Source organism: Aquimarina celericrescens (assembly GCF_042682765.1).
GTDB lineage: Bacteria > Bacteroidota > Bacteroidia > Flavobacteriales > Flavobacteriaceae > Aquimarina > Aquimarina celericrescens.
Map to the genome: position 1 here is coordinate 76,608 of NZ_JBHUHY010000017.1, position 25,823 is coordinate 102,430.

Genomic DNA, 25,823 nt, shown 5'->3' on the forward strand with positions numbered 1-25,823 from the left:
TTGAGGTTATATATGATCAATAATGAATTCAAATGTAATTTTTTTAATAGTATCTCTTTTAATTATTTCATGTAAAAATGAAAAAGATTTAAACAAGACCAGCATAAATCTATCTGTTTTATCCGATCAATATATCACTATTTTGGGTACAGCACAAGATGGAGGTTTTCCGCATATCAACAATACGCAAGAGTTTGTGTCTGTAAAAAATAGAGAAGCCAAGAAAGAATTGGTTGTTTCTTTAGGGATCATTGACCGTCAAGAAAACAAGAAATTTTTATTTGAAGCTACTCCCGATATGCCGCAGCAATTGGCGATTTTGGATGGCGAACATCTCCATAACGAAACTATCATTAATGGTATTTTTTTGACTCATGCGCATATGGGACATTATACAGGTTTAATGCATTTGGGAAGAGAGGCCATGGGAGCCAAGAACATCCAAATATATGCAATGCCAAAAATGAAAATATTTTTAGAGAATAATGGTCCATGGTCTCAATTGGTTAGTTTGAACAATGTAAACATAAATCCTTTGCAGGCAGATTCTATAATAAGAATTACCAAGAACATAGAAGTTATTCCTTTTTTAGTACCTCATAGAGATGAGTATTCAGAAACAGTGGGTTACAAAATAATAGGTAAAAACAAATCAACATTATTTATACCTGATATCAATAAATGGTCTCTTTGGGAAAAAAGCATAATCGAAGAGGTAAAACAAGTGGATTATGCCCTTATTGATGCCACTTTTTTTAAGAATGGCGAGATTCCAAGACCAATGTCAGAAGTACCACATCCATTTATTGAGGAAACAGTTGATTTATTTAAAAATGAATCCAAAGAGATTAAATCCAAAATTATTTTTATTCACTTGAATCATTCAAATCCGGCATTAGATAAGAAAAATGAAGAACGCTTGCTTCTGGAAAAACAAGGCTATCGTTTTGCAAATTTTGGTGATATTTTGCAGTTATGAAAAAATAACAGTTTTATTATTGTAAACTAAAACCTTACGTTCTATATGATGTTTAATCGCTCTTGATAGAACAATTTTTTCAAGGTCACGTCCTTTCAAAATGAAATCCTGTACATTATGAATATGAGATACTCGTACCACTTCTTGTTCGATAATTGGGCCTTCATCAAGATCTGAAGTCACATAATGACTGGTGGCTCCAATAATTTTCACTCCCCTTTCATAAGCTGAATGATAAGGTTTGGCACCGGGAAATGCCGGTAAAAATGAATGATGAATATTAATGATCTTGTTAGGAAATTGATTAACAAAATCAGAAGAAAGTATTTGCATGTATCTGGCCAATGCAATAAAATCAACTTTATGATCCTTAAGAGCTTTTAGCTGCTCGGCTTCGGCTTCAACTTTGTTGTCTCTATTGACGGGAATATGCTTGAAAGGAACATTAAAGGCAATAGCAATAGGCTCTAGATCCTTATGATTGCTTATAATTATTGGGATTTTTACTTGCAATTCTCCAGAAGCGTATCTTCCTAAAATATCATAAAGACAATGATCATATTTCGATACAAACAGAGCCATTTTTGGTTTTTTATCGGTGTTATACATTTCCCAATGCATGTTATAATTACTTGCTACATGTTTGTCAAAAGATTCCTTAAATAACGTAAGCTTTTCTTCATCCTGGTCAAATTCACAGTCTAATCTCATAAAAAACTCTTCCAGTTCATTATCAACATGCTGCTCTACATAGGTTGTATTTCCTTTTTTTGCTACGATGAAGTTAGTTACTGTGGCAATAATTCCTTTTTTATCGGGACAATTGATTAATATAGTAGTTTTTTTCACGTTGGTTTAATAGTTAGGTTTATCTATTCTAACGGGATAAACTTACCATTATAGAAATGACTTTTACAACTATTTTTGCTAAACGTCATAGGATTTTAAATGTTTTTAGGGTATTTGAAATCTAATTGCCATTTCTGTATGGATTTTTCAAAAAAAACCGTAGAAATAGTACTAACTTTGAACTATAATTAATGAAACGCTGAGAAGGGTTAAATAAATTATATAATTCTAAAAAAATAATCCTTTTTGATGCGTATTTCGTAAATTAGCATCATAAAAATCACTATTTATTGTCAATGGAACAAATTGCACCATATACACCAAAGAATAAAGTTAGAATTGTAACTGCGGCATCTCTTTTTGACGGCCATGATGCGGCAATCAACATCATGCGTCGTATTATACAATCTACAGGAGTTGAAGTAATTCACCTGGGCCATGATCGAAGTGTAGAAGAAGTGGTTAATTGTGCCATTCAGGAAGATGCTAATGCTATTGCGATGACTTCGTATCAGGGAGGACATAATGAATATTTCAAATATATGTATGATCTGTTGAAAGAAAAAGGGGCAGAGCATATCAAAATATTTGGCGGCGGTGGTGGAGTAATTCTTCCTGAAGAGATAAAAGACCTCATGGATTATGGAATTACCAGAATCTATTCCCCAGATGATGGTCGTGAACTAGGGCTTCAGGGAATGATTAACGATTTGGTCGAACAAGCAGATTTTCCTATAGGTAATGGTCTTAATGGCGAAGCAGATCACTTGGCAGAAAAAGAGATAGGTGCTATTGCAAGAGTGATTTCTGCTGCAGAGAACTTTCCAGAGATTGCAAAAGATACGTTAAATGAGATCCACAAAAAGAATAAAACATCAAAAACTCCGGTTTTAGGAATAACGGGAACAGGTGGGGCAGGAAAATCTTCTTTGGTTGATGAATTGGTGCGTAGATTCTTAATTGATTTTCCAAATAAAACCATCGGAATCATATCTGTTGATCCTTCTAAACGTAAAACAGGAGGAGCATTACTAGGTGATCGAATTCGAATGAATGCGATTAATTCTCCGCGGGTATACATGCGATCTTTGGCGACGCGTCAATCTAACTTGGCATTATCAAAATATGTTGCAGAGGCAATAGAGGTACTCAAAGCGGCAGAATTTGACTTGATTATTCTTGAGACTTCTGGAATAGGGCAGTCTGATACCGAAATTTTAGAACATAGTGACACTTCTCTTTATGTAATGACCCCAGAATTTGGTGCAGCCACACAGTTAGAGAAGATCGATATGTTAGATTTCGCAGATTTGGTTGCGATCAACAAGTTTGATAAAAGAGGTTCTTTAGATGCTTTACGTGATGTAAAAAAACAATACATGCGTAATCATAATCTATGGGATACACCACAAGATGAATTACCAGTGTATGGTACTATAGCTTCACAATTTAATGATCCGGGGATGAACACGCTCTATAGAGCGATCATGGATAAAGTTGTAGAGAAAACAGGTGCTGACCTGAAATCTGACTTTCATATTTCTAAAGAAATGTCTGAAAAGATATTCGTTATCCCTCCTAGCAGAACAAGATACCTTTCGGAAATAGCTGAAAATAATAGGGTATATGACCAGACAGTCGAGTCCCAGGTTGAGGTTGCTCAAAAGCTGTACGGAATATTTCAAACCATATTATCAGTTGCGTCTATCTCGACAAGTGGAGTCGAAATGCTTACAAAATCAGGAATAGATCAGGAAAAGATCCTGAATCCAGTTCAGGATGATCAAACAAAAGTTTTCTTGAACCTTTTATTCGATCAATTTGACAAAGTGAAGTTAAATCTTGATCCGTATAATTGGGAAGTTATTATAGGATGGTCAGATAAAGTTAAAAAATATAAGGATCCTGTGTATACTTTCAAAGTGCGCGATAAAGAAATCAAAATAGAAACTCACACCAAATCCCTGTCACATACGCAAATTCCTAAGGTAGCTTTGCCAAAATATGAAGCGTGGGGCGATGTTTTAAAGTGGTGTTTGCAAGAAAATGTTCCGGGCGAGTTTCCGTATACCTCGGGATTATACCCTTTTAAAAGAACAGGAGAAGATCCCACCCGTATGTTTGCAGGAGAGGGAGGACCAGAGAGAACAAATCGTCGTTTTCATTATGTAAGTTTAGGAATGCCGGCAAAACGTCTTTCTACAGCTTTTGATTCGGTGACTTTGTATGGAAATGATCCCGATCATAGACCTGATATTTACGGTAAAATTGGTAATGCAGGGGTGTCTATTTGCTGTTTAGACGACGCAAAAAAACTATATTCTGGTTTTGATCTTACACATGCTATGACTTCAGTGAGTATGACTATTAATGGTCCGGCACCAATGTTACTTGGGTTCTTTATGAATGCTGCGATTGATCAAAATTGTGAGAAATATATCAAAGAGAAAGGACTTGAAGCAGAAGTTGAAGCTAAAATCAAGAAAATTTATAAAGATAAAGGAGTTGAACGCCCCCAATATCACGGTGATTTGCCAGAAGGTAACGATGGACTAGGATTAATGCTACTGGGTGTTACTGGTGATCAAGTGTTGCCGGCAGAGGTCTATGAAAAAATAAAGACTGAGACTTTGAATACGGTTCGGGGTACTGTACAAGCCGATATTCTTAAGGAAGATCAGGCACAAAACACCTGTATTTTCTCTACAGAGTTTGCTTTGCGGTTAATGGGGGATGTACAAGAGTATTTTATCGATAAACAAGTACGTAATTTCTATTCGGTATCGATTTCGGGATACCATATTGCAGAGGCAGGAGCAAATCCGATAACACAGCTTGCGTTAACGTTGGCTAATGGATTTACCTATGTAGAGTATTATTTAAGTCGTGGTATGGATATCAACAAGTTTGGTCCTAATTTATCGTTCTTTTTTTCAAACGGTATCGATCCCGAATATGCGGTGATTGGTCGTGTAGCTCGTAAAGTATGGGCAAAAGCTCTCAAACATAAATATAAGGCCAATCCAAGAGCACAGATGCTAAAGTACCATATCCAAACCTCTGGACGCTCATTACACGCTCAGGAGATAGATTTTAATGATATTCGCACTACCTTACAAGCATTATACGCAATCTATGATAACTGTAACTCACTCCATACCAATGCTTATGACGAAGCCATTACCACCCCAACCGAAGAGTCTGTGCGTAGGGCAATGGCTATTCAATTAATTATTAATAAGGAACTAGGGCTTGCCAAAAATGAAAATCCGATACAAGGTTCTTTTATTATTGAAGAGCTTACAGATTTGGTAGAAGAAGCTGTTTTGACCGAATTCGATAGGATAACAGAACGGGGCGGAGTTTTAGGTGCCATGGAAACGATGTATCAACGTAGTAAAATACAAGAAGAAAGTTTGTATTACGAAACCCTTAAGCATACAGGTGAGTTCCCGATTATTGGAGTAAATACATTTTTAAGTTCTAAAGGGTCACCAACAGTGACTCCAGGCGAGGTTATTCGAGCTACAGAGGAGGAAAAACAATATCAAATTACTACGCTAAATAACCTCCATATTGCTAAAAAGGATGTCTCCACAGAAATTTTGAACAAGGTACAAGAAGCTGCCATTAATAATAAGAATATTTTTGAAGTGTTAATGGAAGCTACCAAAGTTTGTTCATTAGGACAAATTACAGCTGCGTTGTTTGAAGTAGGAGGACAGTATCGAAGAAATATGTAAACAGACGCTATGCTTTCGCTATAGCGAAAGCATAGCGGTCGCTTATTCCAAACTTATAATTACCTTTAGAAAGTTACTTATCTTATGAGGTGATATCGAGCACAGTATCTGTTTGGATCCCTGCCTATGCAGGAATGACATTTTTTAGAACTATTCTTTGATTTCAAAGAGTTTCTTTATCTTTAAAGAAAAAGGAATACTTCGTGTTTAGTACTATAGAATATACAGTTACAGCTATTGTCTGTCTAATTTCAGCAGTGGTGATTCAGCGAATTTTTAGAAAAGAAAAACTTCGAGGGGCAGATCAAAAAGCGGTCAAAGGAATCAAATGGTTTGGATTAGCAATTTTCGTTTGGGGTCTAGGAGCACTAGCTAATCTTATCTTCGTGAATGGATTACAATGGCCTACTACCAATAAAATTTTAATTTATTTTGGAGTTCTGGTTTCACTCGCTAATTCACTATTCATAATTTTGTCACTCCCTTCTATAGAACATCAACGAAAGCCCGGAATTGTAGTTAGATTAGTCCAGCGCTTCAGTGTTCAGGAATTTGTCGGTGTTTATTGCGGGGTTTTAGGTATGATCGCCTTTGTTTTTATTATGTCATCTTATGGAAATCCAAAGATAAGTAACAACTTTATATGGCTCATAGATATACCGATTTCTATAGTGGTAGCTATTTCATTACTTTTTGAACTCAACAAAGCGTTTGTTGGTCGACAAATGAGATTTATGTATTTACCTACTTTTGTTTTATTTGTTTTAATTGTCATTGCAGTTTCACATAGAATGATTCCGCAGGATAAAGTGTTGCAATTTATTGATCAGGAATTCTGGAGTATACTGGGGAGCATTACTGCTATTTCATTTAAATTTTTATTCATTCTTTTATTTTCAATACTCCTATACAGCTGGAAATTTCTTTCAGAAAAAGAACAACAACAAAGTTTGGCTCAAAAATTGGAAATTCAAAATACTAAGTTCAAAAGAACAATCGAACAACTGCAAATAGCAAACGAGAGTCATTTGGATACTATCAAATCTTTAAAAAAGAACGTTAAAGAATTAGAGAAGAGTTCTAAAATTGAATTTTCAGAACGACAAAAAGAAGTTTTGGGGTATTTGGCTCATTTTGGAGACTATAAATCATATACAGAAATTGCACAAGAGATGCATATTAGTGTTGATGGATTTCAGACGCATATCCATCAGATTAAAAAGATGCTCAATATTAGTGGGGCTCGTGGAAAGGAGCAGCTAATCATTTTTGCCCGAGCTAATAGTTTTTTAAAATATACGTCATTAAAAGGTGATGTTTAACCTAATGCTTAACCATTTTCTACCTAAAATTTGAATACTACGTAATCTTTTATATTAACCATTTTCCTGGCAATTTGCTTAGAAAATTTTACCATGTTATCTCGTATATCACTTATTATTTCAGAACAAACTTTTGATGAACGTATTAATGAAGCTTTTGGTAATGCTACCAGTTGGTTTGTAGATGCTGTTTTAGCAGAAATTCCAATTACAGAAACGGTTGGGATTCCTTGGGTTTTAATCATACTCTTCGGTGGGGCATTATATTTTACAATATATTTTAGATGTATCAATGTTAAAAGCTTCTTTACTGCGATACACGTAGTTCGTGGTAAATATGATGCTCTGGAAAATGGAGTTGAAGAAGAAAAAATTTCGGTTAAGGGAGAAGTGAGCCATTTTCAGGCATTAACTACTGCCGTTTCGGCAACTGTTGGATTGGGCAATATTGCTGGAGTGGCTATAGCATTATCGATAGGGGGGCCAGGCGCTACATTCTGGATGATCCTAATAGGTCTATTGGGGATGTCTTCAAAGTTTGTAGAGTGTACGCTGGGTGTCAAATATCGAGAAGTTGATGCTCAGGGAAAGGTATTCGGTGGGCCGATGTATTATTTAAAAAAGGGCTTAGGTGAGAAGGGGTATGCAAAACTAGGTAAAGTACTGGCAGCACTTTTTGCTGTAATGTGTATTGGCGGTTCTTTTGGGGGCGGAAATATGTTCCAGATAAATCAGGCATACAAATTATTCGAGCATGTTATTATTCCTGAAACTTCTGTAATGCATGGCCAGGGTTGGATATTTGGAGTAATTATAGCGATATTAGTGGGTGTCGTTATTATAGGGGGAATCAAAAAAATAGCAAGTGTTACCGATAAAATTGTGCCCGTAATGGTGCTAATGTATGTACTTGCTATACTTATTGTTCTGGGGATTAATATTTCTGAAATTCCAAAAGCGTTTGTAGCGATTTGGGATGGAGCATTCAATCCTGATGGGATAATTGGAGGTTTTATTGGCGTACTCATTCAAGGATTTAGACGAGGAGCTTTTAGCAACGAAGCAGGAATAGGTAGCGCATCTATTGCTCATAGCGCAGTGAAAACCAATTTCCCTGCTAGTGAAGGGTTAGTAGCTTTGCTTGAACCTTTTATAGATACCGTGGTGGTTTGTACGATGACAGCTTTGGCTTTAATTATTACAGGACAAGTAGATACAAGCGCTGAAATCGATTTTGAACAGGGCGTCTTACTTACATCAGCTGCGTTAGAAAGTGGTGTTTCATGGTTTCCGTATCTGCTTACCCTAGCAGTAGTACTTTTTGCCTTCTCTTCTATGATTTCCTGGTCTTACTATGGATATCAATCCTGGAGTTATCTTTTCGGAAAAGATAAGCGTACAGAGTATTTTTATAAATTTCTCTTTTGCTGCTTTACCGTTATTGGAGCTGCATCTACATTAACAGCGGTTACAGACTTTAGTGATGCTATGATTTTTGCTATGATGGTGCCAAATATGATAGGATTATTTTTGTTAAGTGGTAAAGTTATGGAAGAATTAAAGCGATATAAGAAAAGTATCTCTAAAATTGCCAGTTAGAACTACAGTGACGGTTGTACTTTTTAATGTTTTTTATCTTTCAGAGAAGTACCTGACTGATCGTGAAAAAGATTCCTTTAACAGTTTTATTTACAGAAAGGAAATATGCAAATATTATCGCTGTTAAAGAAGGAGAGTTAAACTATAGTAGCCTTTTGAAAAACGCAGATGTTATAAAAACTTAGAAAGTTAAAAACAGTTTTGTAATGATTTGTGTAAGATTATTTATCCTAAAAACTAATTAGAAAAAGTTATAGAGTCATTATCCAGTGACGCTGAAGATGTTTAAATTTCTTTAATTCTTTTCTTAAAAGTGTCAAAAACTCCTTTCCATTACTTTGAGTTTGTTCCAGGCGTTCACAATTTTTATATAGCCTGTTGGTGATATGTATAAGATAATTGGCTTGTTTAATTCGGTCATCCTGGAATGTCTGGTTTTCAGCTTTAATGATTCTGGGCGCCAATGCATCCGATTGTCTGATAATGTCTCCAGTAAAATAGATATGCGAATCTTCACTACCATTATTTTGTAAGGATGCCATGTCGTGGATAAGGTAGTTTGAAATACTCCTTGACAGCGTAAATATCTCAAGAGCTTTCTTGTATAATCTTTTATTTCTAGGCTTAGATCTCATAACAATTTAGTCCTCCAAAAATAATGCTATTTTCAATAATTTTTATTTTGAATTTAAGGTATAATTAAGAATTTGCTTTAATTATTAATTATAAATACTACTTTTGATTTAAAAATATAGTAAAATGAAAATTGATGATACAAATTGGGAAATTCTTCATTGTTTACAACAAAATGCAAGGTTATCTAATGCGGAAATTGGAAGAAAAGTGGGATTAAGCTCTCCAGCAGTGGCAGAGCGAATAAAGAAAATGGAAGATTATGGTGTTTTGAAAGGTTATAAAGCTGAGGTTTCTTATACTAAAACCGGATATCAACTTAAAGCAATGATAACTCTTAGAGCATTTATGGGACGTCTAAAACCTTTTTTGCTAAAAGTTTCAGAGTTTAGTGAGGTATTAAATTGTTATCGAATCACAGGAAATGAAAATATTATTATGGAGGTCGTACTACGTGATCAGATTCATTTGCAAGAGTTTATTGATAGATTAATAACATATGGAGAAGTTAAAACGCATATCATACTTTCTAATTTGATAGAAAACAATCCAATCGTGAATGCGTTAATTTCTAAAGAATTATAAACTTATCTTTGGCATAAGTTTTGACATATAATATATTGAAAACCATTTCAATCTTGTGTGAGGACATTAGTTTAGTGAACTAAAGAGAGTACAGGGGAGACATAAAAAACATCTGAATGAATTCAGATGTTTTTTATTTGATTTTGGATTAGATTTTATACATTTATAAAGTATAGATACTGTCTCATTTCTATGTAATTATAAATAAATTTTGGGGTAAATCGTGAAAATAGTATTCTTTAATCTTTGTTGTGCAGTTTTTCTTTTTGTAACCCTATTAGGATACTCTCAAAATACCTTGATTCTTAAAAAGGGAATCGTTGTTGATTCTTTATTGGTGCCCAACACTAATAATGATTTTAGTATTTACTTGCCAAAGAGTTTCGAAATGAATAAGAATTGGCCAGTGCTTTTTGGTTTTGATTCGCAAAGAAGAGCAAGTAATTTAACAAGATTATATAGAGAAGCAGCTGAAGAGTTTGGTTATATTGTCGCCGTAAGTAATTTTGCCGAAGGACAAGATCTTAAAGAAAAAGCGATGTATGTATCCACTTTTATGGATTACATCTTTTCTGTTTTTCCGATTCAAAAAGATAGGGTTTATGTTACAGGGATAGACCAAGATGCAAAACTAATGAGCTTGCTACCTGCACTTAATAATGAAGAAGTGTTTGGAGTTATCGCAATTGGCGATAGCCACTATTACAATTCTAAAATAAAAATAGCAAAGAATTTTTCCTATTTTGGTGTTTTAAACGTCAACAACTTCCGATACAGGGATTTTATTAAAAATAAAGAATATCTCAAAAGAAAAGCAATAGAGGCTGATGTTCTTACTTATGAAGGAACGTCGGACTATCCTTTTCCTAAACTCCTTAAAAAACCGCTTTCTACATTTTCTTTACAGGCCATGTTAAAAGGTAGAATACCTAAGGATTCAACTTGGGTTCGAAATCTATTCCAACATGAATTGAATGAGGCAGTTAAAGAGTTGAATCAAGGTAGGTTCGTTAATGCATATGAAGAGTTAAAAAGGGTGCGTGCAAAGTTTCGGCTTTTTCTTGATACTAGTTCTCTGCTTGAAAAGGAGAAGCAAATAAAGAAAAGCAGGGGATATAAAAAGCAAAAACGATTAAAATCTAAATATGCTAACCAGGAAAGTTTCTTTAGATATACGTATCTGTTATCGCTGAAGGAAGATGTTGCAGAAGAAAAATATGAAAACCTTGGCTGGTGGCAATATCAAATGTCAGAACTTGATACGTTGGCGTCAAAGAATGAAAAGTATGCCCAAAACATGGTGCTTAGAGTGAAAGGATTTCTTAAGAATGCTATAAGTGAATATAAACAGACTCTTTCTGAAAAGAGAAAAAATTTCGAAAAGAAAATGTTTCTTTCTATACTAAGTACTATAGTTGATAAAAAAGATTTTGAGTCTTATAGAGAGATTATTTCTTTAAGTGCACAAGATCAGGATTATCAAACAGCCTTATTTTATTTGGAAAAACTACTGGTTAACGAATTCACTGATATGGATGCTCTTTATAATATTGAGGGTACGTTAGCACTAAGGATGTCTAAAGAATATAATGATTTGATCAAAAAATACCTTGGGACTTCAAAGTATTTCTTTTCAAATTAGATTGAAATCATAAATTTTTGTGTATTTCATCGATTTAATACGTTTTTTGCCGTTGTATTTTTGGAATTCATAATTTTTTTACATTATATTTACTATATCTTAAAAATACTTGATGTATCATCCAGAATTAATATTTTTGAGCTGCGTGACGATGCAGATTTAAAATCTTAGTTTGGAATACATCAGGGACAAATTAGGTGTGAGGACATTAGTCTAAAGACCTCAAATCTTGAAGCTAAAGAGAGTACGTAATTTGCCCGAATATAGAAAGCGCTTTCTACAAGCGCTTTTTTGTTTTCAAATGATTTTTGTCTAGACATTTCTAATTTGGCAATAGTGTTTTGTAATCATGATCTTAGGAATCGAAACACATGTTAAGCTGGCAGGATGATCTATTTGAAAATGACAGCGTAACTCTAACAAAACGAATTTTATACTATAGTATGCACTCCAGCCTTGATAATATATTTTACTAGTAAAAGTTATTTCGTAATAAACATATATATTTAAATAACGGCTATTTATGCAATATTTGTGTATTTCATCGAGTTTATTTGCATTTAATCTTTTGTTTTTCTACATTAGTAATGTACAAAAAAGGTACAGGTGTTCTTAAAATTTTTAGTTTTAAAGATTATGACGATAATCAGGCGAACAAAAATTTTTGGTTCATCAGGTAAAATTAAGTGTGAGGACATTAGCTTAGAGACCCCAAATCTAAAACTAAAGAGAGTACATAATTTGCCCCAAAATATAAAAAAGCATCTGCTATCCCCAAAAGGCAGATGCTTTTTTTTATGAGCATCTATTTTTTCATCACTAAATGAGGGACATTTTCTAATTTCCAATCAATAACGAGTCCTTTTGCCAAAGATTTGGCGATTTCAGTTCCGTATAGATTTTCACATAGATACAAAGCAGCTTCAAAACTTTTGGCTCCTCCAACAGAGGTGATGTATTTTTCATCATGAACAAATAACACATCTTTTCTAATATCCAGTTTTGGAAACATCGTTCTCATTTTATCAATATCGCTCGGAAATGTTGTAGAAACTATATTAGAGAGTATTCCTGCTTTGGCAAGTACAAAAGCTCCATCACAATGTGAAGTTACATAAGTAGCTGTTTTGTCTACTTCCTGAACAAAATTGATCATATCTGTATCTTCTAAATCAGTATCTAAATGATGTTCTGCACTAGGAACCACCAAAATATCAATTTTAGGAATTGAATCTGTCTGGTAATTATAATCAGGGATAATTTTAACACCTTCAAAGGTTACTATGGGTTTGTCGGTATTTGCAACTGTAAAAACATTCATCTGCTTAATATTTTCACGATATTGAGTATGTTGAAAAATATCATAAGGTGCAGTAAACTCTGTATTATATGTGCCATTCATGATAAGAAATGCAACATTATACCGATTGGGGGCAAGTTCAGGAAACACTTTTTCGTTCTTAATGGCTTTTGTACAACTCACGACTACCAACAGAAGTAGAATAAAAAACTTTTTTTTCATTAGAATATATTTTGATTGGTAATTTTTTCCTTATTTAATTTTTGCTTTACCAGAAAAAGTAAAAATGTTCCTATTAGAGCGATAACCAACATGAAAATCCAGCTGTTATTATACCCATAGTAATTAATAAGTTGCATTCCTGAATTGTGCCCAAAAATATGAGCTAGAGAAAATGACATTGTATATAACCCCATATAAGCTCCTTGTTTTCCTTTTTTTGCCCGATCAAGGGCAAAGGCATTGCCAAAAGGAAATGCGACCATTTCACCAAGGGTGGCCATAATCATTCCTATGACCAAAATACCAGTCCATGGTGTGATTAGTAGAAATGCAAAACTTATTCCTGTTAGGATAAAACCATTAATTACGTTTCCGATTTTAGAAACACTGGTTTTTTCAAGATACGCAATCAATGGCATTTCAAAGAAAAAGATTAAGGCACCGTTCAAAGCCAGTAATAAACCAATTTTTTCTTCAGAAAGTTGATGCACCTCTTTATAATACAGTGGAATAGTAGAAAAATACTGAACAAATATGAAACCAAATAAAACTAAGGCGATTAGAAAAATTATATATATGCTATCTTGATATGCCGAAACCGGATTTTCTACAACTACTTCTTTATCCAGTTCTCGTGCTTTTTTAGGATGTAGTGTTTGTATCATTACTAATCCGGCTATTATACAAGTGATCCCGTCAACCCAAAATAAACCATGATAACCAATGGCAGTTATAATTATACCTCCCAATGCCGGTCCGGCCGAAAATCCTAAGTTAATAGCTAGTCTTATAAAAGTAAGTGATCTCGTTTTATTTTCGGGTTTACTGTATGCGCTTAATGCCACAAAAAAAGCTGGCCTTGCAGCATCTGCGATAGCAATCAAAACAAAAAAACCAATACAAATACTCCAAAAATCAGAAAAGTACTGTACGATTAAAAAAGAAATACCTGTTAATAACAATGAACCCAATATCACTTTATAATATCCTATTCGATCACTCAATTTTCCACCAATCCAAGCTCCAAAAAAAGAACCTAATCCATAGCTGGTCATGATCCAACCTACCTGTTCGAATGAAAAATGAAGATTATCGGTCAGGTATAAGGATAGAAAGGGGATGACCATTGCTCCAGCTCTATTAATAAGAGTAATTAGCGCCAGCCACCAAACTTCCTTGGATAGTCCTGAAAAAGAGTTAATATAGTGAAGTAAAATTCTTTTCAAAGAAGTGAGATTTGTGTTGGTTTTGTAAAGTAGTTGATAAAAGTAGGTTTTTCTTCATTATTTGGATACAATTTTATAGAATTTCGTTAGTTAACTAATTGTAAATTGTACTTTTGCAAAAAAATAGGGAGTGTATAGACTGTTTTTTATATTGTTATTTATTTTTTCGAATATTGTGGCTCAGGATTCCTCTGATGTTAGAAGAATTTTATTGTTTCAGGATGATCTGAATAAAGAATATACTTCTGAAGAAAAATCACCTTTGTCTCTCAAGGATTTGAAGCAATTTAAGGCACTTGAATTTTTTAAGATCGATACTTCTTTTTGTATTCTGGCAACGTTTGTACGTACGCCATATGAGACTCCGTTTATCATGAAAACGACTACCGGAAGAGAACCGTTGTATGTAAAATATGGAGAAGCACATTTTACAATTCAGGATACACCATTTATTTTAAATATTTATCAAAATCAAGGGCTCAAAACACAGTCAGAATATGAAGATTACTTGTTTCTTCCTTTTACCGATTTAACAAATGGAAATTCAACATATGCAGGAGGACGTTTTATAAATCTAAAAATTCCAGAAGGAGATACCATTCTTATTGATTTTAATATGGCTTACAATCCTTATTGTGCATATAATGATCGGTATTCTTGCCCTATTCCACCAGAAGAAAATCATCTCGATATTGAAGTTGCTGTAGGGGTCAAAAGATTTAAAAAACATCCAGATAATAAATAACATAAAGCGTTCATTATTAATGAACGCTTTATGTTATTTATTAAACAATAAATTAAAATTTATATATAGCTCCTAATACAAATGAAGATAGACTGCTGGTCACTTCAAGATCATTATCTACAAACGCATCATCAGAAGAGTCTATTCTAAATTCTGGTTTTAATGTTAGATTACCTACATCATAACTTCCAGTAAGTGTTACTGCAATCACGTCTCCGTCACCTTCATCATCAAATGCTATTGGAGAAGACAGTTCGGTTCCATCTATAGATACAAGTCCTCCATTATATTGTGCAAAAAACTCTCCACGTAATCCCAAAGTGAATTTTTCTGATGTTTTATATTGTGGATAAAGAGCAACTCCATAAAACCCAGAAGCATCACCATCACCTTGATCTTCTGTAGATAAGTAAGTGGCGTTTACCCCTAGATAAAAATCATCGACAATATCCCATCCGGTGGTTAAATCGGCTTGAAATGTTGGTCCAACTTCTCCAGGTTCACCTTCGTTACCATATCTAAAGTTAAGAAAAGCACTTCCGCTATCACCGGTATATCCTAGCTGTACACCAACTATATAGGTGTCGTAAGGATTATTTTCTGTAAAATCGGTTGGGTTCATGACAGCTAACATCGCAGACCATTTATCACTAAGGGTAAAATCTGCTTTTAGCCCTGTATGAGAAAAAGGTCCATATGAGAACATATAGGAGGTAGAGTAGTTAAAATTACCGGTTGGAGAAATCACCTCATACCCTAAAAAAGTATTAAAGTTACCAAAGGTAAATTTCACTTTTTCTGATACATTCCAATACACGTATAATTGATTTACAATTTGTGCAGAATCATCAGAGTTGAATACGGCATCTTCTCCTCTTTGACCAAAAACAAGATCGGCTACAAAACCTACTTTTTCGCCTTCATATCCAATAATAGTGTTGGCCATACCTAATGCAAAGCCACTCTCGTTTGCGAAAGATGTTCCTGGTGCGACTGAATTATCGTTGGGAGCCCCAATATTATAGCGATAATATCCATCTACAGATCCACTAATAGAAAAGTTGTCGAACCATTTTTCTTCTTCTGCTTCTTGGGCGAAAGATGTTAAGCTTGCAAAAGCTAAAGAAAAAAGAAAGGTTACTTTAAGAAAATTTGTTACGGTTTTTGTTTTCATAATAACATTCATTATTGTAAAAGTTTTTAATTGGAACCGTAAAACTATGTTAAAAGAATTTTATCCCTATAAAAAATAGGGTTGTATGATTAATTTTTATGTTTTTTATATTTTATACCTATAAAAAATTAGGGTTTAACTTTTATTTGTGCAAATTTTGAGAATTTAAAAGTAGTTTTTTTATGGGTTTACTTCCAATTAGTTAAGCGTTACTATATGAAAGTAATTTTTAAATAGGTAAGAATTCTATGCATCCTAAATCTAATGTATCGCTTGATCCCCTTTTTCTTCAGTTCTAATCCTGAAAGTGTTTTGTATATCCGACACGAATATTTTTCCATCACCAACTTCTCCGGTCTTCGCGGCTTTGATAATAGTCTGAATTGTTTTTTCTTCAAATTCATCAGTTACCACTATAGATACGTACCTGCGCTGTATGTCTGAAGTACTATATGAAATTCCTCGATAAACTTTCCCTTTTTTCTCGTTACCTACGCCTGTAACATCCCAGTAAGTAAAAAAATTGACCTCAATTTCGTGCAAAGCATCTTTTACCGCTTTAAATTTTGATTTACGTATTATAGCTTCAATTTTCTTCATGAGTAGTTGATAAGCACTATATTCATTTGGTAATGAACATACCTAAAAATACGAAAAGGAATCCAATTATGAAGGATCCAACAGTATAGATGAAAAAATTGATAAAGTCTCCTGACTTCAAAAGTACATGGTTTTCATAGGCAAACGTAGAGAAGGTAGTAAATCCACCACAAAAGCCAGTAGCAAGAAAAAGGACAGTATTTTGCGATAATGTGTTGTTTTTGAGTGCAAGCCCCAGAATAATACCAATCAAAAAAGAACCTAAGATATTTACGGTAAAAGTCCCATAAGGAATCCCCGTTGTAGGGCTATTTAGATATTTACTAATAAGATAACGGGCTATACTTCCCGTTCCACCACCAATAAATACCAAAAGTATTTGCTTCATGTTTTTTGACTTAAATAATGATATTTAGAAAACCTGTAACACATTTTGAATTAATATTAAGAAAAAGCGTCAACCCGCCTGACAGATCGGACAGGTTCGAGTGGTTTTTCATAGTGCAACGGAGAAAAATTAGCCTGCCCGCCTGTGGAGGGTATCGAGAATAGCTTTTTTGATCCAAAACCTTATTCTCGATACCTGCCCTGTCCGGCAGACGGGCACTTCTCCCAAGGGTCAAAGCACTCAAATTGACGAATTTGGGATTTAGAAATATCAAAATGCACAACGGGTTTTAGAAAGTACTCTTAGATAATTATTTTTAACGAAGTCAAAAAACATCATAATTTAGGTTGTTACTTCACTTTGGTTAAGTCTGTCATGAGCCAGATGGACAGGCCCACGACAGGTTTATAGCTACTTATTGAATTGGAATATAAATTTCGGTAACCCACTCTGCTGGATTAGGCTGTAAAGTTGGTTCAACTCTGTAAACCTCAAATGCAGGCGAGTTTTCGTTAAGCGCTAAACCATTTTCTGTGATATACTTATATCCAGCCTCCCATGCTTCTTTTAAATTTGCATAATCACCTTTTAAAGTGGTTTTCACTACTTTTTGTTTTGGAAGGAAATCACAAAGTACATCACTGTCCTTGGGGGTAACAACTTTATCTCTTGTTGGTATAGCGGTAGAGAAAATAGAAGTGCCCTGTTCTTCATTAAACGTATTGTAAATAGTAAATGGCATACCCGTTTGTGGTAGGTTATTTTGTTTCATATATGCATTAACCGCTGGTAGCATTTGTGACATTTTTTCCTGAATGGCTGCGATTGAAGAAGCAGTAGCGCTATACATATAGTATCCTCCATCGTGCTCTGTCACACCATCTACATTAATGGCATATTTTTTCATTTCTTCTTTAGTGAAATTATCAAGTTTTTCAAGTCCTTTTTGATACATAGGTCTAAGCATTTGTGATATAGTACTATCTTGCGTGACCCAAAATGCTTTTTCCATAAAAGATTGCTTTCCCTTCATCCCCCAGGTTACTTTTGTTTTTTTACCATCGATTTTTTCAAATTTCCAGTAGACATCGCTTTTGCTCTCGCCCATGGGTGTCACAAATACGATATTTTGATCAATACTGGTAAATGGAACGGCTTTTTCTGTTTCCATCATGCCATCTCCCTGAATTTCGCTTTTCCAGCTATAGGAAGCACCTGCACCACTGGTTTTTTCTGGGTATTCCATGATTAAATCATCAGAGTCATCCATCCAGGGGCCCCATTTTTCCCAGGTTTTGTATTCATTTACGGTGTTAAATAATAGCTCATCAGGAGCTTCAATCACCCTGCTTTCTTCAACTTGAAATTCTCCATCTATGGTTGCTACATATACCGCCCCTCCAATAATCACCAATAATAATAGAAAAAATAAATACTTAATTATTTTCATTTTAGTTAGTTTAGATTGTTTGATTAGCTAATATAACTAATTTTTGCGTCCTATTATTTTATTACATTTGCTCAAACAATTAAATATTCAATATGAAACTCAATAAATTATTATTTTTTATTGCGATTGTTTTTACAATGATTGCATGTAAAAAAGATCCTAATGTTCAGGATCAAATAAATCAACAAGAGCAGGAAATTGCTCAAGATAAATTTGAATATGAAGTAGAGCAGTTTGCAGATTTAAAAATTTTAAGATACCAAATTCCAGGATGGGATAATCTTACTTTAAAAGAACAAAAACTGGTATACTATCTGGTACAAGCTGGTTTAAGTGGAAGAGATATTATGTGGGATCAAAATTATCGTTATAACCTTACCATTAGAAAGGCATTAGAAAAGGTATATACTACGTATGAAGGAGATAAAAACTCAGAGGATTGGAAAGCTTTTGAAACATACCTAAAGCGTGTTTGGTTCTCAAACGGAATTCACCATCATTATAGTAATGATAAAATAAAACCAGAATTTAGTCAGGATTATTTTAGTTCTCTATTAGCTGCAACTAGTACAGAGCTTCCCAAAGAAGCTTATGAAGTTATCTTTAATAATGAAGATGCTAAGAAAGTGAATCAGGCTAAAGGAGTTGATAATGTTGCGTTATCGGCAGTTAATTTTTATGGTCCAAAGGTTACCAATGCAGATGTAGCATCATTTTATGGGAAAATGAAATCTCCTAACCCTGATAAGCCATTATCTTATGGATTAAATTCTCAGCTCGTAAAAGAAAATGGAAAACTTAAAGAAAGAGTGTATAAGTCTGGTGGTTTATATGGGGTTGCAATCGATGAAATTATCAAATGGTTAGAGAAGGCTAAAGAAGTAGCTGAAAATCAGGCACAAGGTGATGCCATTGGATTGCTCATTGAATACTACAAAACAGGAGATTTGCAAACCTGGGATGATTATAACGTGGCTTGGACTGCTGCTACCGAAGGAAATATTGATTATATCAATAGCTTTATTGAAGTGTATAATGACCCGCTAGGATACAGAGGCTCTTATGAAACAATCGTGCAAATTAAAGATTTTGATATGTCTAAAAAAATGGCTGTATTATCTGAAAATGCACAATGGTTTGAGGATAATTCACCGTTAATGGATGAGCATAAAAAAGATAGTGTAGTTGGTGTTTCATATAAAGTGGTTGCTGTTGCAGGAGAAGCTGGTGATGCCTCTCCAAGTACACCAATCGGTGTGAATCTACCTAATGCCAATTGGATTAGAGCTGCGGTAGGATCTAAATCTGTATCTCTCGGTAATATCATTGAGGCGTATAACAATGCAGGTGGTTCTGGCCGTTTAAAGGAGTTTGTTCATGATGAGGAAGAATTTGAATTAGAAGAAAAGTATGGACAAGTAGCAGACAAATTGCATACTGCGTTACATGAAGTAGTAGGTCATGCCTCTGGACAGTTAAACCCCGGAGTAGGAGAGACTAAAGAAACGCTAAAGAATTATGCATCGACTATGGAAGAAGGTCGTGCAGATTTAGTGGGACTATATTACCTAATGGATCCAAAACTACAAGAATTAGGTTTGGTAGAAGATTGGGAAAAAGTTGGTAAAGCAGCATATGACGGGTACATACGAAATGGATTGATGACTCAATTAATTCGCTTAAACCTGGGGGATGATGTAGAAGAGGCACATATGAGAAACAGACAATGGGTAAGTGCATGGGCTTTCGAACAAGGAGCTAAAGATAATGTAATCGAAAAGGTAACCAGAGATGGAAAAACCTACTACAATATCAATGATTATCAAAAGTTGAGAGAAATTTTTGGTAGATTACTTCGTGAAACCCAAAGAATAAAGTCTGAAGGGGATTACAAAGCGGCTGAAGCCTTAGTAGAAGGATATGGTGTAAAAGTAGATCAAGCGACACATGCTGAAGTACTTAAACGTAATGAACAATTCACGTCTGCACCTTATAGTGGTTTTGTAAATCCTGTTTTAGTACCGGAAATGGACGAGAATGGAGAGATTACCAAAATTATGGTAACACAGCCTAAAGATTTTGCTACGCAAATGTTAGAGTATAGTAAAAAATATAATTTCTTGCCTGAGGTGAATTGAAAATATATTCCAGTGTTGAAAAAAGAACCGTAATCGATTACGGTTCTTTTTTTATTCTGGTTGTAAATACGTCTTTAATGCAAACAACAGTAAAATAAAGATAATAAATCCAATCAGAATAAAAAGGCTCCCTTTATAATATTTGCGGTGTAGTTTGATATCTTTTCGGTAACTGAAAATCATTAAAATGACAAAAGCAATCACAAAAAAAATGGCAAATAGTAACTGGCCTTGACTAAACATAAATTATTATTTTTACAACAAAGATAAATTACATTATACAAACTTTTTAAATTAATTATACAAACCTTTGACCTTTCTCCTTTCGGGAGAAATTAGAATGAGGGATGACAAATAATGTATGATTAATTAAAAATATTAAACAATAAAAATTCATGAAGGATAAAATTGCTGCTGTACAAGAGTTTCATACCGCGTTCAAACTTGGATATAAGAACGAACCTATCGCTGATCTTGGCGAATCAAAAAACCTACTACGTTATAAGCTGATGAGAGAAGAAAATGAAGAGTATTTAGAAGCGGCACAGAATAATGACTTGGTTGAGGTCGCAGATGCCTTAGGTGATATGCTCTATATTCTATGTGGGACTATTATCGAACATGGGATGCAACATAAGATAGAAGAGGTTTTTAATGAAATTCAACGTAGTAATATGAGTAAATTGGGAGAAGATGGTCATCCCATTTATCGCGAAGATGGAAAAGTGCTAAAAGGGCCAAACTATTTTAAACCCAATATTAAAGAGATATTGGACCGATAAATAAAAACTCCCGGTACATTCGGGAGTTTTATATAGTTTTTAAAAGGTTTTCTAAACTATTTTGTGGGTATTATGTAATATATATTTTTCAAACCTCAAACCTCAAACCTCAAACCTCAAACCTCAAACCTCAAACCTCAAACCTCAAACCTCAAACCTCAAACCTCAAACCTCAAACCTCAAACCTCAAACCTNATATCTTATATCTCCATCCAAAGGTATCTTCAGCTTTGTTGTATTGAATATCCATTAATGCTTTCTTGAAATGAGAGGCATAAGAATTTTCTTGTTTTTCCAATTCGTAATGTTCTCCTTTATAACCAAAAGCCTTAATCGGACTTACTACCGCTGCAGTACCTGCACCAAAGATTTCTTTTAGGCTTCCGTTTTTAGCGGCTTCTACAATTTCATTAACCTTTACGGGTCGCACATCAACTTTAATACCTTCTTTCTCAGCAATAGCGATTAAACTTTTACGAGTAACCCCGTCTAAAATACGATCGCTAATAGGAGCTGTAAGCAAAGTATCATTCACTCTAAAGAATACATTCATAGTTCCGGCTTCTTCCATATACTCATGTGTATTAGAATCTGTCCAAATGACTTGTTGATATCCCTGTTCTTTTGCGAGTTTTGTAGGGTAAAATTGTCCGGCGTAATTTCCGGCGGCTTTTGCATACCCAAAACCTCCGCTAGCAGAACGGCTAAATTTCTCGGCAATTAGTACGCTTACATCTCCGCTGTAGTAAGATTGTGCAGGAGAGCATATGATCATAAATTTATATTCATCAGCCTCAGATGCAGAAACACTTGCCTGAGTTGCAATAACAAAAGGTCGAATATATAAAGAATTTCCATAGCCTGGTTTGATCCAATCATTATCAAGTTTTAACAAGGTGTTTAAACCTTCAAAGAAATAGTCTTCAGGAAATACGGGGATAGCCAAACGTTCTGCTGATTTATTGATACGTTTGAAATTTTCATCTGGTCTGAATAAATATGTATCACCATGATCATCTTTATAAGCTTTCATTCCTTCAAAAACCGCTTGGCCATAATGAAAAACACGCGCAGATGGATCCAAAGTCAACGGTCCATATGGCTGGATCTTTGGTGTTTGCCATTGTCCATCGACATAATCACAGATAAACATATGATCTGTAAAAATTTTTCCGAAATTGAGATTTTCAAAATCTACTTGTCCAATTTTGGACTCACTTACCTTTGTAACTTCTACTGTTTGAGAGGTTGTACTTTTCATTCTGATTTTAAATTTTGAAGGTTAGAAGATCTACGATCTTTGTAGTTTGCCTGAAAATCAAGGCAATAGTTACTAACACATGTAATCTTCCACAAAAATACCCTTTTCTTGTAAAATAAGAATTTTTAAAATACGTAATTTTGCTATTCAACAGTAATATTTATGAAATGATGACTAAAAACATACTTTTCTTAGTGGGACTATTATGGATAATCCTAAGTTGTAATGATAAAAAGGAAGCTTCTTTTTCTGTTAATGATATTTCAGTTGAGAATTATGAGTCGTTTGGAGAGAAAGTTTCTTCAGAAGAGATATACTATAAAAAGGAGTTGGCAAAGAAATTTAATAATCTTAAAGTGGGAGACACTGTGGATATAGCATTTACCAGCACGGTGAACGCTGTCTGTAAGGCCAAAGGCTGTTGGATGAAAGTTGCTTTGGAAGATGGTGAAGAAACTATGGTAAAATTTAAAGATTATGGTTTTTTTGTGCCTAAAGACATTGAAAAGGATACTGTTATAGTTCAAGGAAAAGCTTTTGTTAGTGAAATGTCTGTCGAAGATCAACGTCATTTTGCCAGCGATGCGGGTAAAACTGAAGAAGAAATTGCTGCAATCACTACACCCAAGAAGACTTTTTCTTTTGTGGCAGATGGGGTTTTGATAAAAAATTAATGCAAAGGGAAATAAAACGTGAGATAGTTAAAACTGCAGATGGCTCTACAACCATCCATCTGCCAGAGCTAAATGAGCAGTACCATTCTAAACATGGGGCGATTAATGAGGCAAAGCATGTATTTATTGAAACCGGGTTGTATCATGTCTTGGGGATACAAGATTATAAAGACCTGGGGATTCTCGAGATTGGTTTTGGTACCGGATTAAATGCTTTTATAACATTTTTGGAAGCCACAAAACTTAGCCAAAAAATTAATTATGTCGGGATAGAAGCTTATCCTGTGCCTAACGAAGAGGCTAAACTTATGAATTATCCAGAAGAACTTAAAGTCTGTGAAAAGCAATCGATTTTTGACCTCCTGCATCAATCTTCTTGGGAGACACCCACTATTATTTCTCCTGAATTTTTGTTAACCAAAAGAAAACAGTTCTTCAAAGATATTAAAGATGAAAATTGCTATCATCTTATATATTTTGATGCTTTTGGAGCTAGAGTACAACCTGAACTTTGGACAGTAGAAATCTTTGAGAAAATGTATAATGCACTTCAAAACAACGGAGTTTTAGTTACCTATTCAGCAAAAGGTAGTGTAAGGCGTGCCATGCAAGAAGTGGGTTTTGTAATAGAACGACTACAGGGCCCTCCTGGTAAAAGAGAAATGTTGAGAGCCACCAAAAAGTCACTTGAATAAACGATTGTTAAACCTATAATAAAGAAATAGGATTTGTTAAAAGGTGATAGTATTTTTCCTAAAAAAAAAGGAAAATGAAAGTTTTAATTACTGGCGCGACGGGTACCATAGGTCAGGAAATTGTGAAATTATGTCATCAATCCAATATTGATGTAAATTATCTTACAACAAGTAAAAGTAAAGTAAACACTACATCCAGTTATAAGGGATATTTTTGGGATCCTAAAAATAATCAGATAGATACAAATTGTTTTGATGGAGTTGAAGTAATCATTAATTTAGTTGGAGCAACAATTGCAAAGCGTTGGACATCTTCTTATAAAAAGGAAATAATTAGTAGTAGAGTAGAAACAGCTACTCTTATTCTAGAATCTTTAAAAAATATAAATCATACTGTTCGTCATATAATTTCTGCGAGCGCTATAGGTATTTATCCCGATTCCTTCCAAAATTATTATATGGAAGATTCTCCCCAAAGAGATACAGGATTTCTTGGAAAAGTAGTTACCAAATGGGAGGATGCCGTTTTGGAATTTAAAACTCTTGGTATAGGAGTCAGTTTGCTTCGAATTGGTCTTGTACTTTCTAAAGAAGGTGGGGCTTTTCCTAAGATAGCGAAGCCTATTCGATATGGTTTAGGAGCTGTTTTTGGTAGTGGTAAACAGTGGCAAAGTTGGATTCATATAAGCGATCTTGCCAGAATGTTTATGTTTATTATGCAAGAAGAATTATCAGGTGTATATAATGCGGTTGCCCTTAATCCGGTTTCAAATAAAAAACTCACGTATACCATAGCGGATAAGCTTGGTAAAAAAATCATTTTACCAGGAATACCAAAATTCATGATGCAACTTATTTTAGGAGAAATGCATATCCTTTTGTTTGCTAGTCAGCGTGTGTGTAGTGGCAAAATTTCAGATACTGGTTTTGAGTTCATATATGAAAATATCAATCCCGCAGTTAGTGACTTATTAGATGATGTTGAATGATTAAAAAATAAAAAGCCGGTACTATAAATTGTACCGGCTTTTTGAGAATTTACGATTAAAGTGTCAGCTTACTAAGCTTTGTTAGCTTTTACGCTAATCTTTAATTCTATATCATCATTAATAAATTTATCACCTAAATTTTCAAATATAGATTTGGACCCATAATTAACTCCCCATTCTGTACGATTAATGGTAAATACTTCAGTGTTTAATGTCATGATATCACCTTCGATAGAGGTAGTAGCAGGAAAAGATATGTTCTTTTTGGTACCTTTTACAGTAAGATTTCCTTCTAGATACATCTTCCCTTCTTTTTCAGTGATTCCGGTAATTTCAAAAGAGGCTGTCGGGTATTTTGCAACATTGAAGAAATGATCTTCTTTTTCTTCACCTTCACCTTTCAAATGTCCTTCTAGCGATGCTTTTTCATCACCTTCCAAATCTGTCACAGTGATAGAGGTCATATCGATACTAAAAGACCCGCTTTGCACGTTTCCATTTTCGACTTTTACCATACCATTAGCCAAGTCAAGTGTTCCAGTATGCTTTCCTGTAGGTTTTATACCAGTCCATTCGATTTTGCTAGCTGTAGGGTCCACTTTGTAAGTAATTGCTGTTACCGGAGCTTCTTTTGCCTCTTCGGCAGCATTTGCTTCAGTTTCATTTTGTTTTTCACCTTTACATGACAACATTGTAGCCATAAGTGAAAAAACAGACAGTGTAGTTAATAAATTAATCTTCATAAGTAATAGTTTATGGTTTATAAATAAGTTTCAAAATTATTTTTTTTAAAAAAGGATACTCTTAAATATTTACTAAAATATCCC

23 protein-coding genes are annotated in these 25,823 nt (G+C 34.3%); 12 read left to right on the plus strand and 11 right to left on the minus strand.

What is annotated here, in order from left to right:
- Positions 1-22 precede the first annotated feature (22 nt).
- Positions 23-979, plus strand: a complete 957-nt coding sequence (locus tag ACFSJT_RS16990) for an MBL fold metallo-hydrolase (protein ID WP_378321537.1) — start codon at positions 23-25, stop codon at positions 977-979.
- Here ACFSJT_RS16990 and purU read toward each other — a convergent pair.
- The gene (gene purU, locus ACFSJT_RS16995) at positions 974-1,828 is read right to left on the minus strand and encodes a formyltetrahydrofolate deformylase (protein ID WP_378321538.1); all 855 of its coding nucleotides are present in this window, start codon (positions 1,826-1,828) and stop codon (positions 974-976) included. The two genes, ACFSJT_RS16990 and purU, sit on opposite strands and share 6 nt — an antisense overlap.
- Before the next feature lie 296 nt (positions 1,829-2,124).
- Between purU and ACFSJT_RS17000 the strand changes: the two genes are divergently transcribed.
- From ACFSJT_RS17000 to ACFSJT_RS17010, 3 genes are all read left to right on the plus strand, one after another.
- Positions 2,125-5,571, plus strand: coding sequence for a methylmalonyl-CoA mutase family protein (locus ACFSJT_RS17000; protein WP_378321539.1), 3,447 nt, complete (start codon positions 2,125-2,127; stop codon positions 5,569-5,571).
- A 203-nt stretch (positions 5,572-5,774) separates the two neighbouring features.
- Entirely contained in the window at positions 5,775-6,893 is a 1,119-nt protein-coding gene (locus tag ACFSJT_RS17005) for a helix-turn-helix transcriptional regulator (RefSeq protein WP_378321540.1), read from the plus strand.
- 93 nt (positions 6,894-6,986) lie between these two features.
- Positions 6,987-8,492: an alanine/glycine:cation symporter family protein gene (locus tag ACFSJT_RS17010; RefSeq protein ID WP_378321541.1), complete on the plus strand. Its 1,506-nt coding sequence runs from the start codon at positions 6,987-6,989 to the stop codon at positions 8,490-8,492.
- Between the two features lie 251 nt (positions 8,493-8,743).
- Here ACFSJT_RS17010 and ACFSJT_RS17015 read toward each other — a convergent pair whose 3' ends face one another.
- The gene (locus ACFSJT_RS17015; RefSeq protein ID WP_378321542.1) at positions 8,744-9,127 is read right to left on the minus strand and encodes a hypothetical protein; all 384 of its coding nucleotides are present in this window, start codon (positions 9,125-9,127) and stop codon (positions 8,744-8,746) included.
- 124 nt (positions 9,128-9,251) lie between these two features.
- Between ACFSJT_RS17015 and ACFSJT_RS17020 the strand changes: the two genes are divergently transcribed.
- Positions 9,252-9,710, plus strand: a complete 459-nt coding sequence (locus tag ACFSJT_RS17020; protein ID WP_378321543.1) for an Lrp/AsnC family transcriptional regulator — start codon at positions 9,252-9,254, stop codon at positions 9,708-9,710.
- 223 nt (positions 9,711-9,933) lie between these two features.
- A complete protein-coding gene (locus ACFSJT_RS17025) occupies positions 9,934-11,352 on the plus strand; it encodes an alpha/beta hydrolase family protein (RefSeq protein ID WP_378321544.1) in 1,419 nt (472 codons plus the stop codon).
- An 805-nt stretch (positions 11,353-12,157) separates the two neighbouring features.
- Here the strand turns inward: ACFSJT_RS17025 and ACFSJT_RS17030 are convergent.
- A complete protein-coding gene (locus ACFSJT_RS17030; protein ID WP_378321545.1) occupies positions 12,158-12,874 on the minus strand; it encodes a DJ-1/PfpI family protein in 717 nt (238 codons plus the stop codon).
- Positions 12,874-14,100, minus strand: a complete 1,227-nt coding sequence (locus ACFSJT_RS17035) for an MFS transporter (RefSeq protein WP_378321546.1) — start codon at positions 14,098-14,100, stop codon at positions 12,874-12,876. The genes ACFSJT_RS17030 and ACFSJT_RS17035 overlap by 1 nt, the downstream gene beginning before the upstream one ends.
- Before the next feature lie 130 nt (positions 14,101-14,230).
- On the opposite strand from ACFSJT_RS17035, the gene ACFSJT_RS17040 reads away from it, so the two are divergent.
- A complete protein-coding gene (locus ACFSJT_RS17040) occupies positions 14,231-14,845 on the plus strand; it encodes a DUF1684 domain-containing protein (protein ID WP_378321547.1) in 615 nt (204 codons plus the stop codon).
- A gap of 52 nt (positions 14,846-14,897) precedes the next feature.
- Here ACFSJT_RS17040 and ACFSJT_RS17045 read toward each other — a convergent pair whose 3' ends face one another.
- From ACFSJT_RS17045 to ACFSJT_RS17060, 4 genes are all read right to left on the minus strand, one after another.
- Entirely contained in the window at positions 14,898-16,019 is a 1,122-nt protein-coding gene (locus tag ACFSJT_RS17045; RefSeq protein WP_378321548.1) for a porin, read from the minus strand.
- 261 nt (positions 16,020-16,280) lie between these two features.
- A complete protein-coding gene (locus ACFSJT_RS17050) occupies positions 16,281-16,619 on the minus strand; it encodes a P-II family nitrogen regulator (protein WP_378321549.1) in 339 nt (112 codons plus the stop codon).
- 22 nt (positions 16,620-16,641) lie between these two features.
- Complete coding sequence (crcB, locus tag ACFSJT_RS17055; protein WP_378321550.1) at positions 16,642-17,007, minus strand: fluoride efflux transporter CrcB; 366 nt, start codon at positions 17,005-17,007, stop codon at positions 16,642-16,644.
- Between the two features lie 415 nt (positions 17,008-17,422).
- Positions 17,423-18,457, minus strand: coding sequence for an SRPBCC family protein (locus ACFSJT_RS17060; RefSeq protein WP_378321551.1), 1,035 nt, complete (start codon positions 18,455-18,457; stop codon positions 17,423-17,425).
- 92 nt (positions 18,458-18,549) lie between these two features.
- On the opposite strand from ACFSJT_RS17060, the gene ACFSJT_RS17065 reads away from it, so the two are divergent.
- Complete coding sequence (locus ACFSJT_RS17065; protein WP_378321552.1) at positions 18,550-20,595, plus strand: dipeptidyl-peptidase 3 family protein; 2,046 nt, start codon at positions 18,550-18,552, stop codon at positions 20,593-20,595.
- Positions 20,596-20,646: 51 nt separating this feature from the next.
- Here ACFSJT_RS17065 and ACFSJT_RS17070 read toward each other — a convergent pair whose 3' ends face one another.
- Positions 20,647-20,838, minus strand: coding sequence for a hypothetical protein (locus ACFSJT_RS17070; protein ID WP_378321553.1), 192 nt, complete (start codon positions 20,836-20,838; stop codon positions 20,647-20,649).
- 152 nt (positions 20,839-20,990) lie between these two features.
- On the opposite strand from ACFSJT_RS17070, the gene ACFSJT_RS17075 reads away from it, so the two are divergent.
- The gene (locus ACFSJT_RS17075; protein ID WP_378321554.1) at positions 20,991-21,377 is read left to right on the plus strand and encodes a pyrophosphohydrolase domain-containing protein; all 387 of its coding nucleotides are present in this window, start codon (positions 20,991-20,993) and stop codon (positions 21,375-21,377) included.
- A gap of 172 nt (positions 21,378-21,549) precedes the next feature.
- Here ACFSJT_RS17075 and ACFSJT_RS17080 read toward each other — a convergent pair whose 3' ends face one another.
- Positions 21,550-22,638 (minus strand): branched-chain amino acid aminotransferase, encoded by a 1,089-nt coding sequence (locus ACFSJT_RS17080; RefSeq protein WP_378321555.1) that lies wholly within the window; start codon positions 22,636-22,638, stop codon positions 21,550-21,552.
- A gap of 167 nt (positions 22,639-22,805) precedes the next feature.
- On the opposite strand from ACFSJT_RS17080, the gene ACFSJT_RS17085 reads away from it, so the two are divergent.
- From ACFSJT_RS17085 to ACFSJT_RS17095, 3 genes are all read left to right on the plus strand, one after another.
- Entirely contained in the window at positions 22,806-23,312 is a 507-nt protein-coding gene (locus ACFSJT_RS17085) for a DUF4920 domain-containing protein (protein ID WP_378321556.1), read from the plus strand.
- Positions 23,313-23,323: 11 nt separating this feature from the next.
- The gene (mnmC2, locus tag ACFSJT_RS17090; RefSeq protein WP_378321696.1) at positions 23,324-24,007 is read left to right on the plus strand and encodes a tRNA (5-methylaminomethyl-2-thiouridine)(34)-methyltransferase MnmC2; all 684 of its coding nucleotides are present in this window, start codon (positions 23,324-23,326) and stop codon (positions 24,005-24,007) included.
- A gap of 74 nt (positions 24,008-24,081) precedes the next feature.
- On the plus strand, positions 24,082-24,996 hold the full coding sequence (locus tag ACFSJT_RS17095) for a TIGR01777 family oxidoreductase (protein WP_378321557.1): 915 nt from the start codon (positions 24,082-24,084) through the stop codon (positions 24,994-24,996).
- A gap of 71 nt (positions 24,997-25,067) precedes the next feature.
- Here the strand turns inward: ACFSJT_RS17095 and ACFSJT_RS17100 are convergent, their stop codons facing one another.
- The gene (locus tag ACFSJT_RS17100) at positions 25,068-25,739 is read right to left on the minus strand and encodes a YceI family protein (RefSeq protein WP_378321558.1); all 672 of its coding nucleotides are present in this window, start codon (positions 25,737-25,739) and stop codon (positions 25,068-25,070) included.
- Positions 25,740-25,823 lie beyond the last annotated feature (84 nt).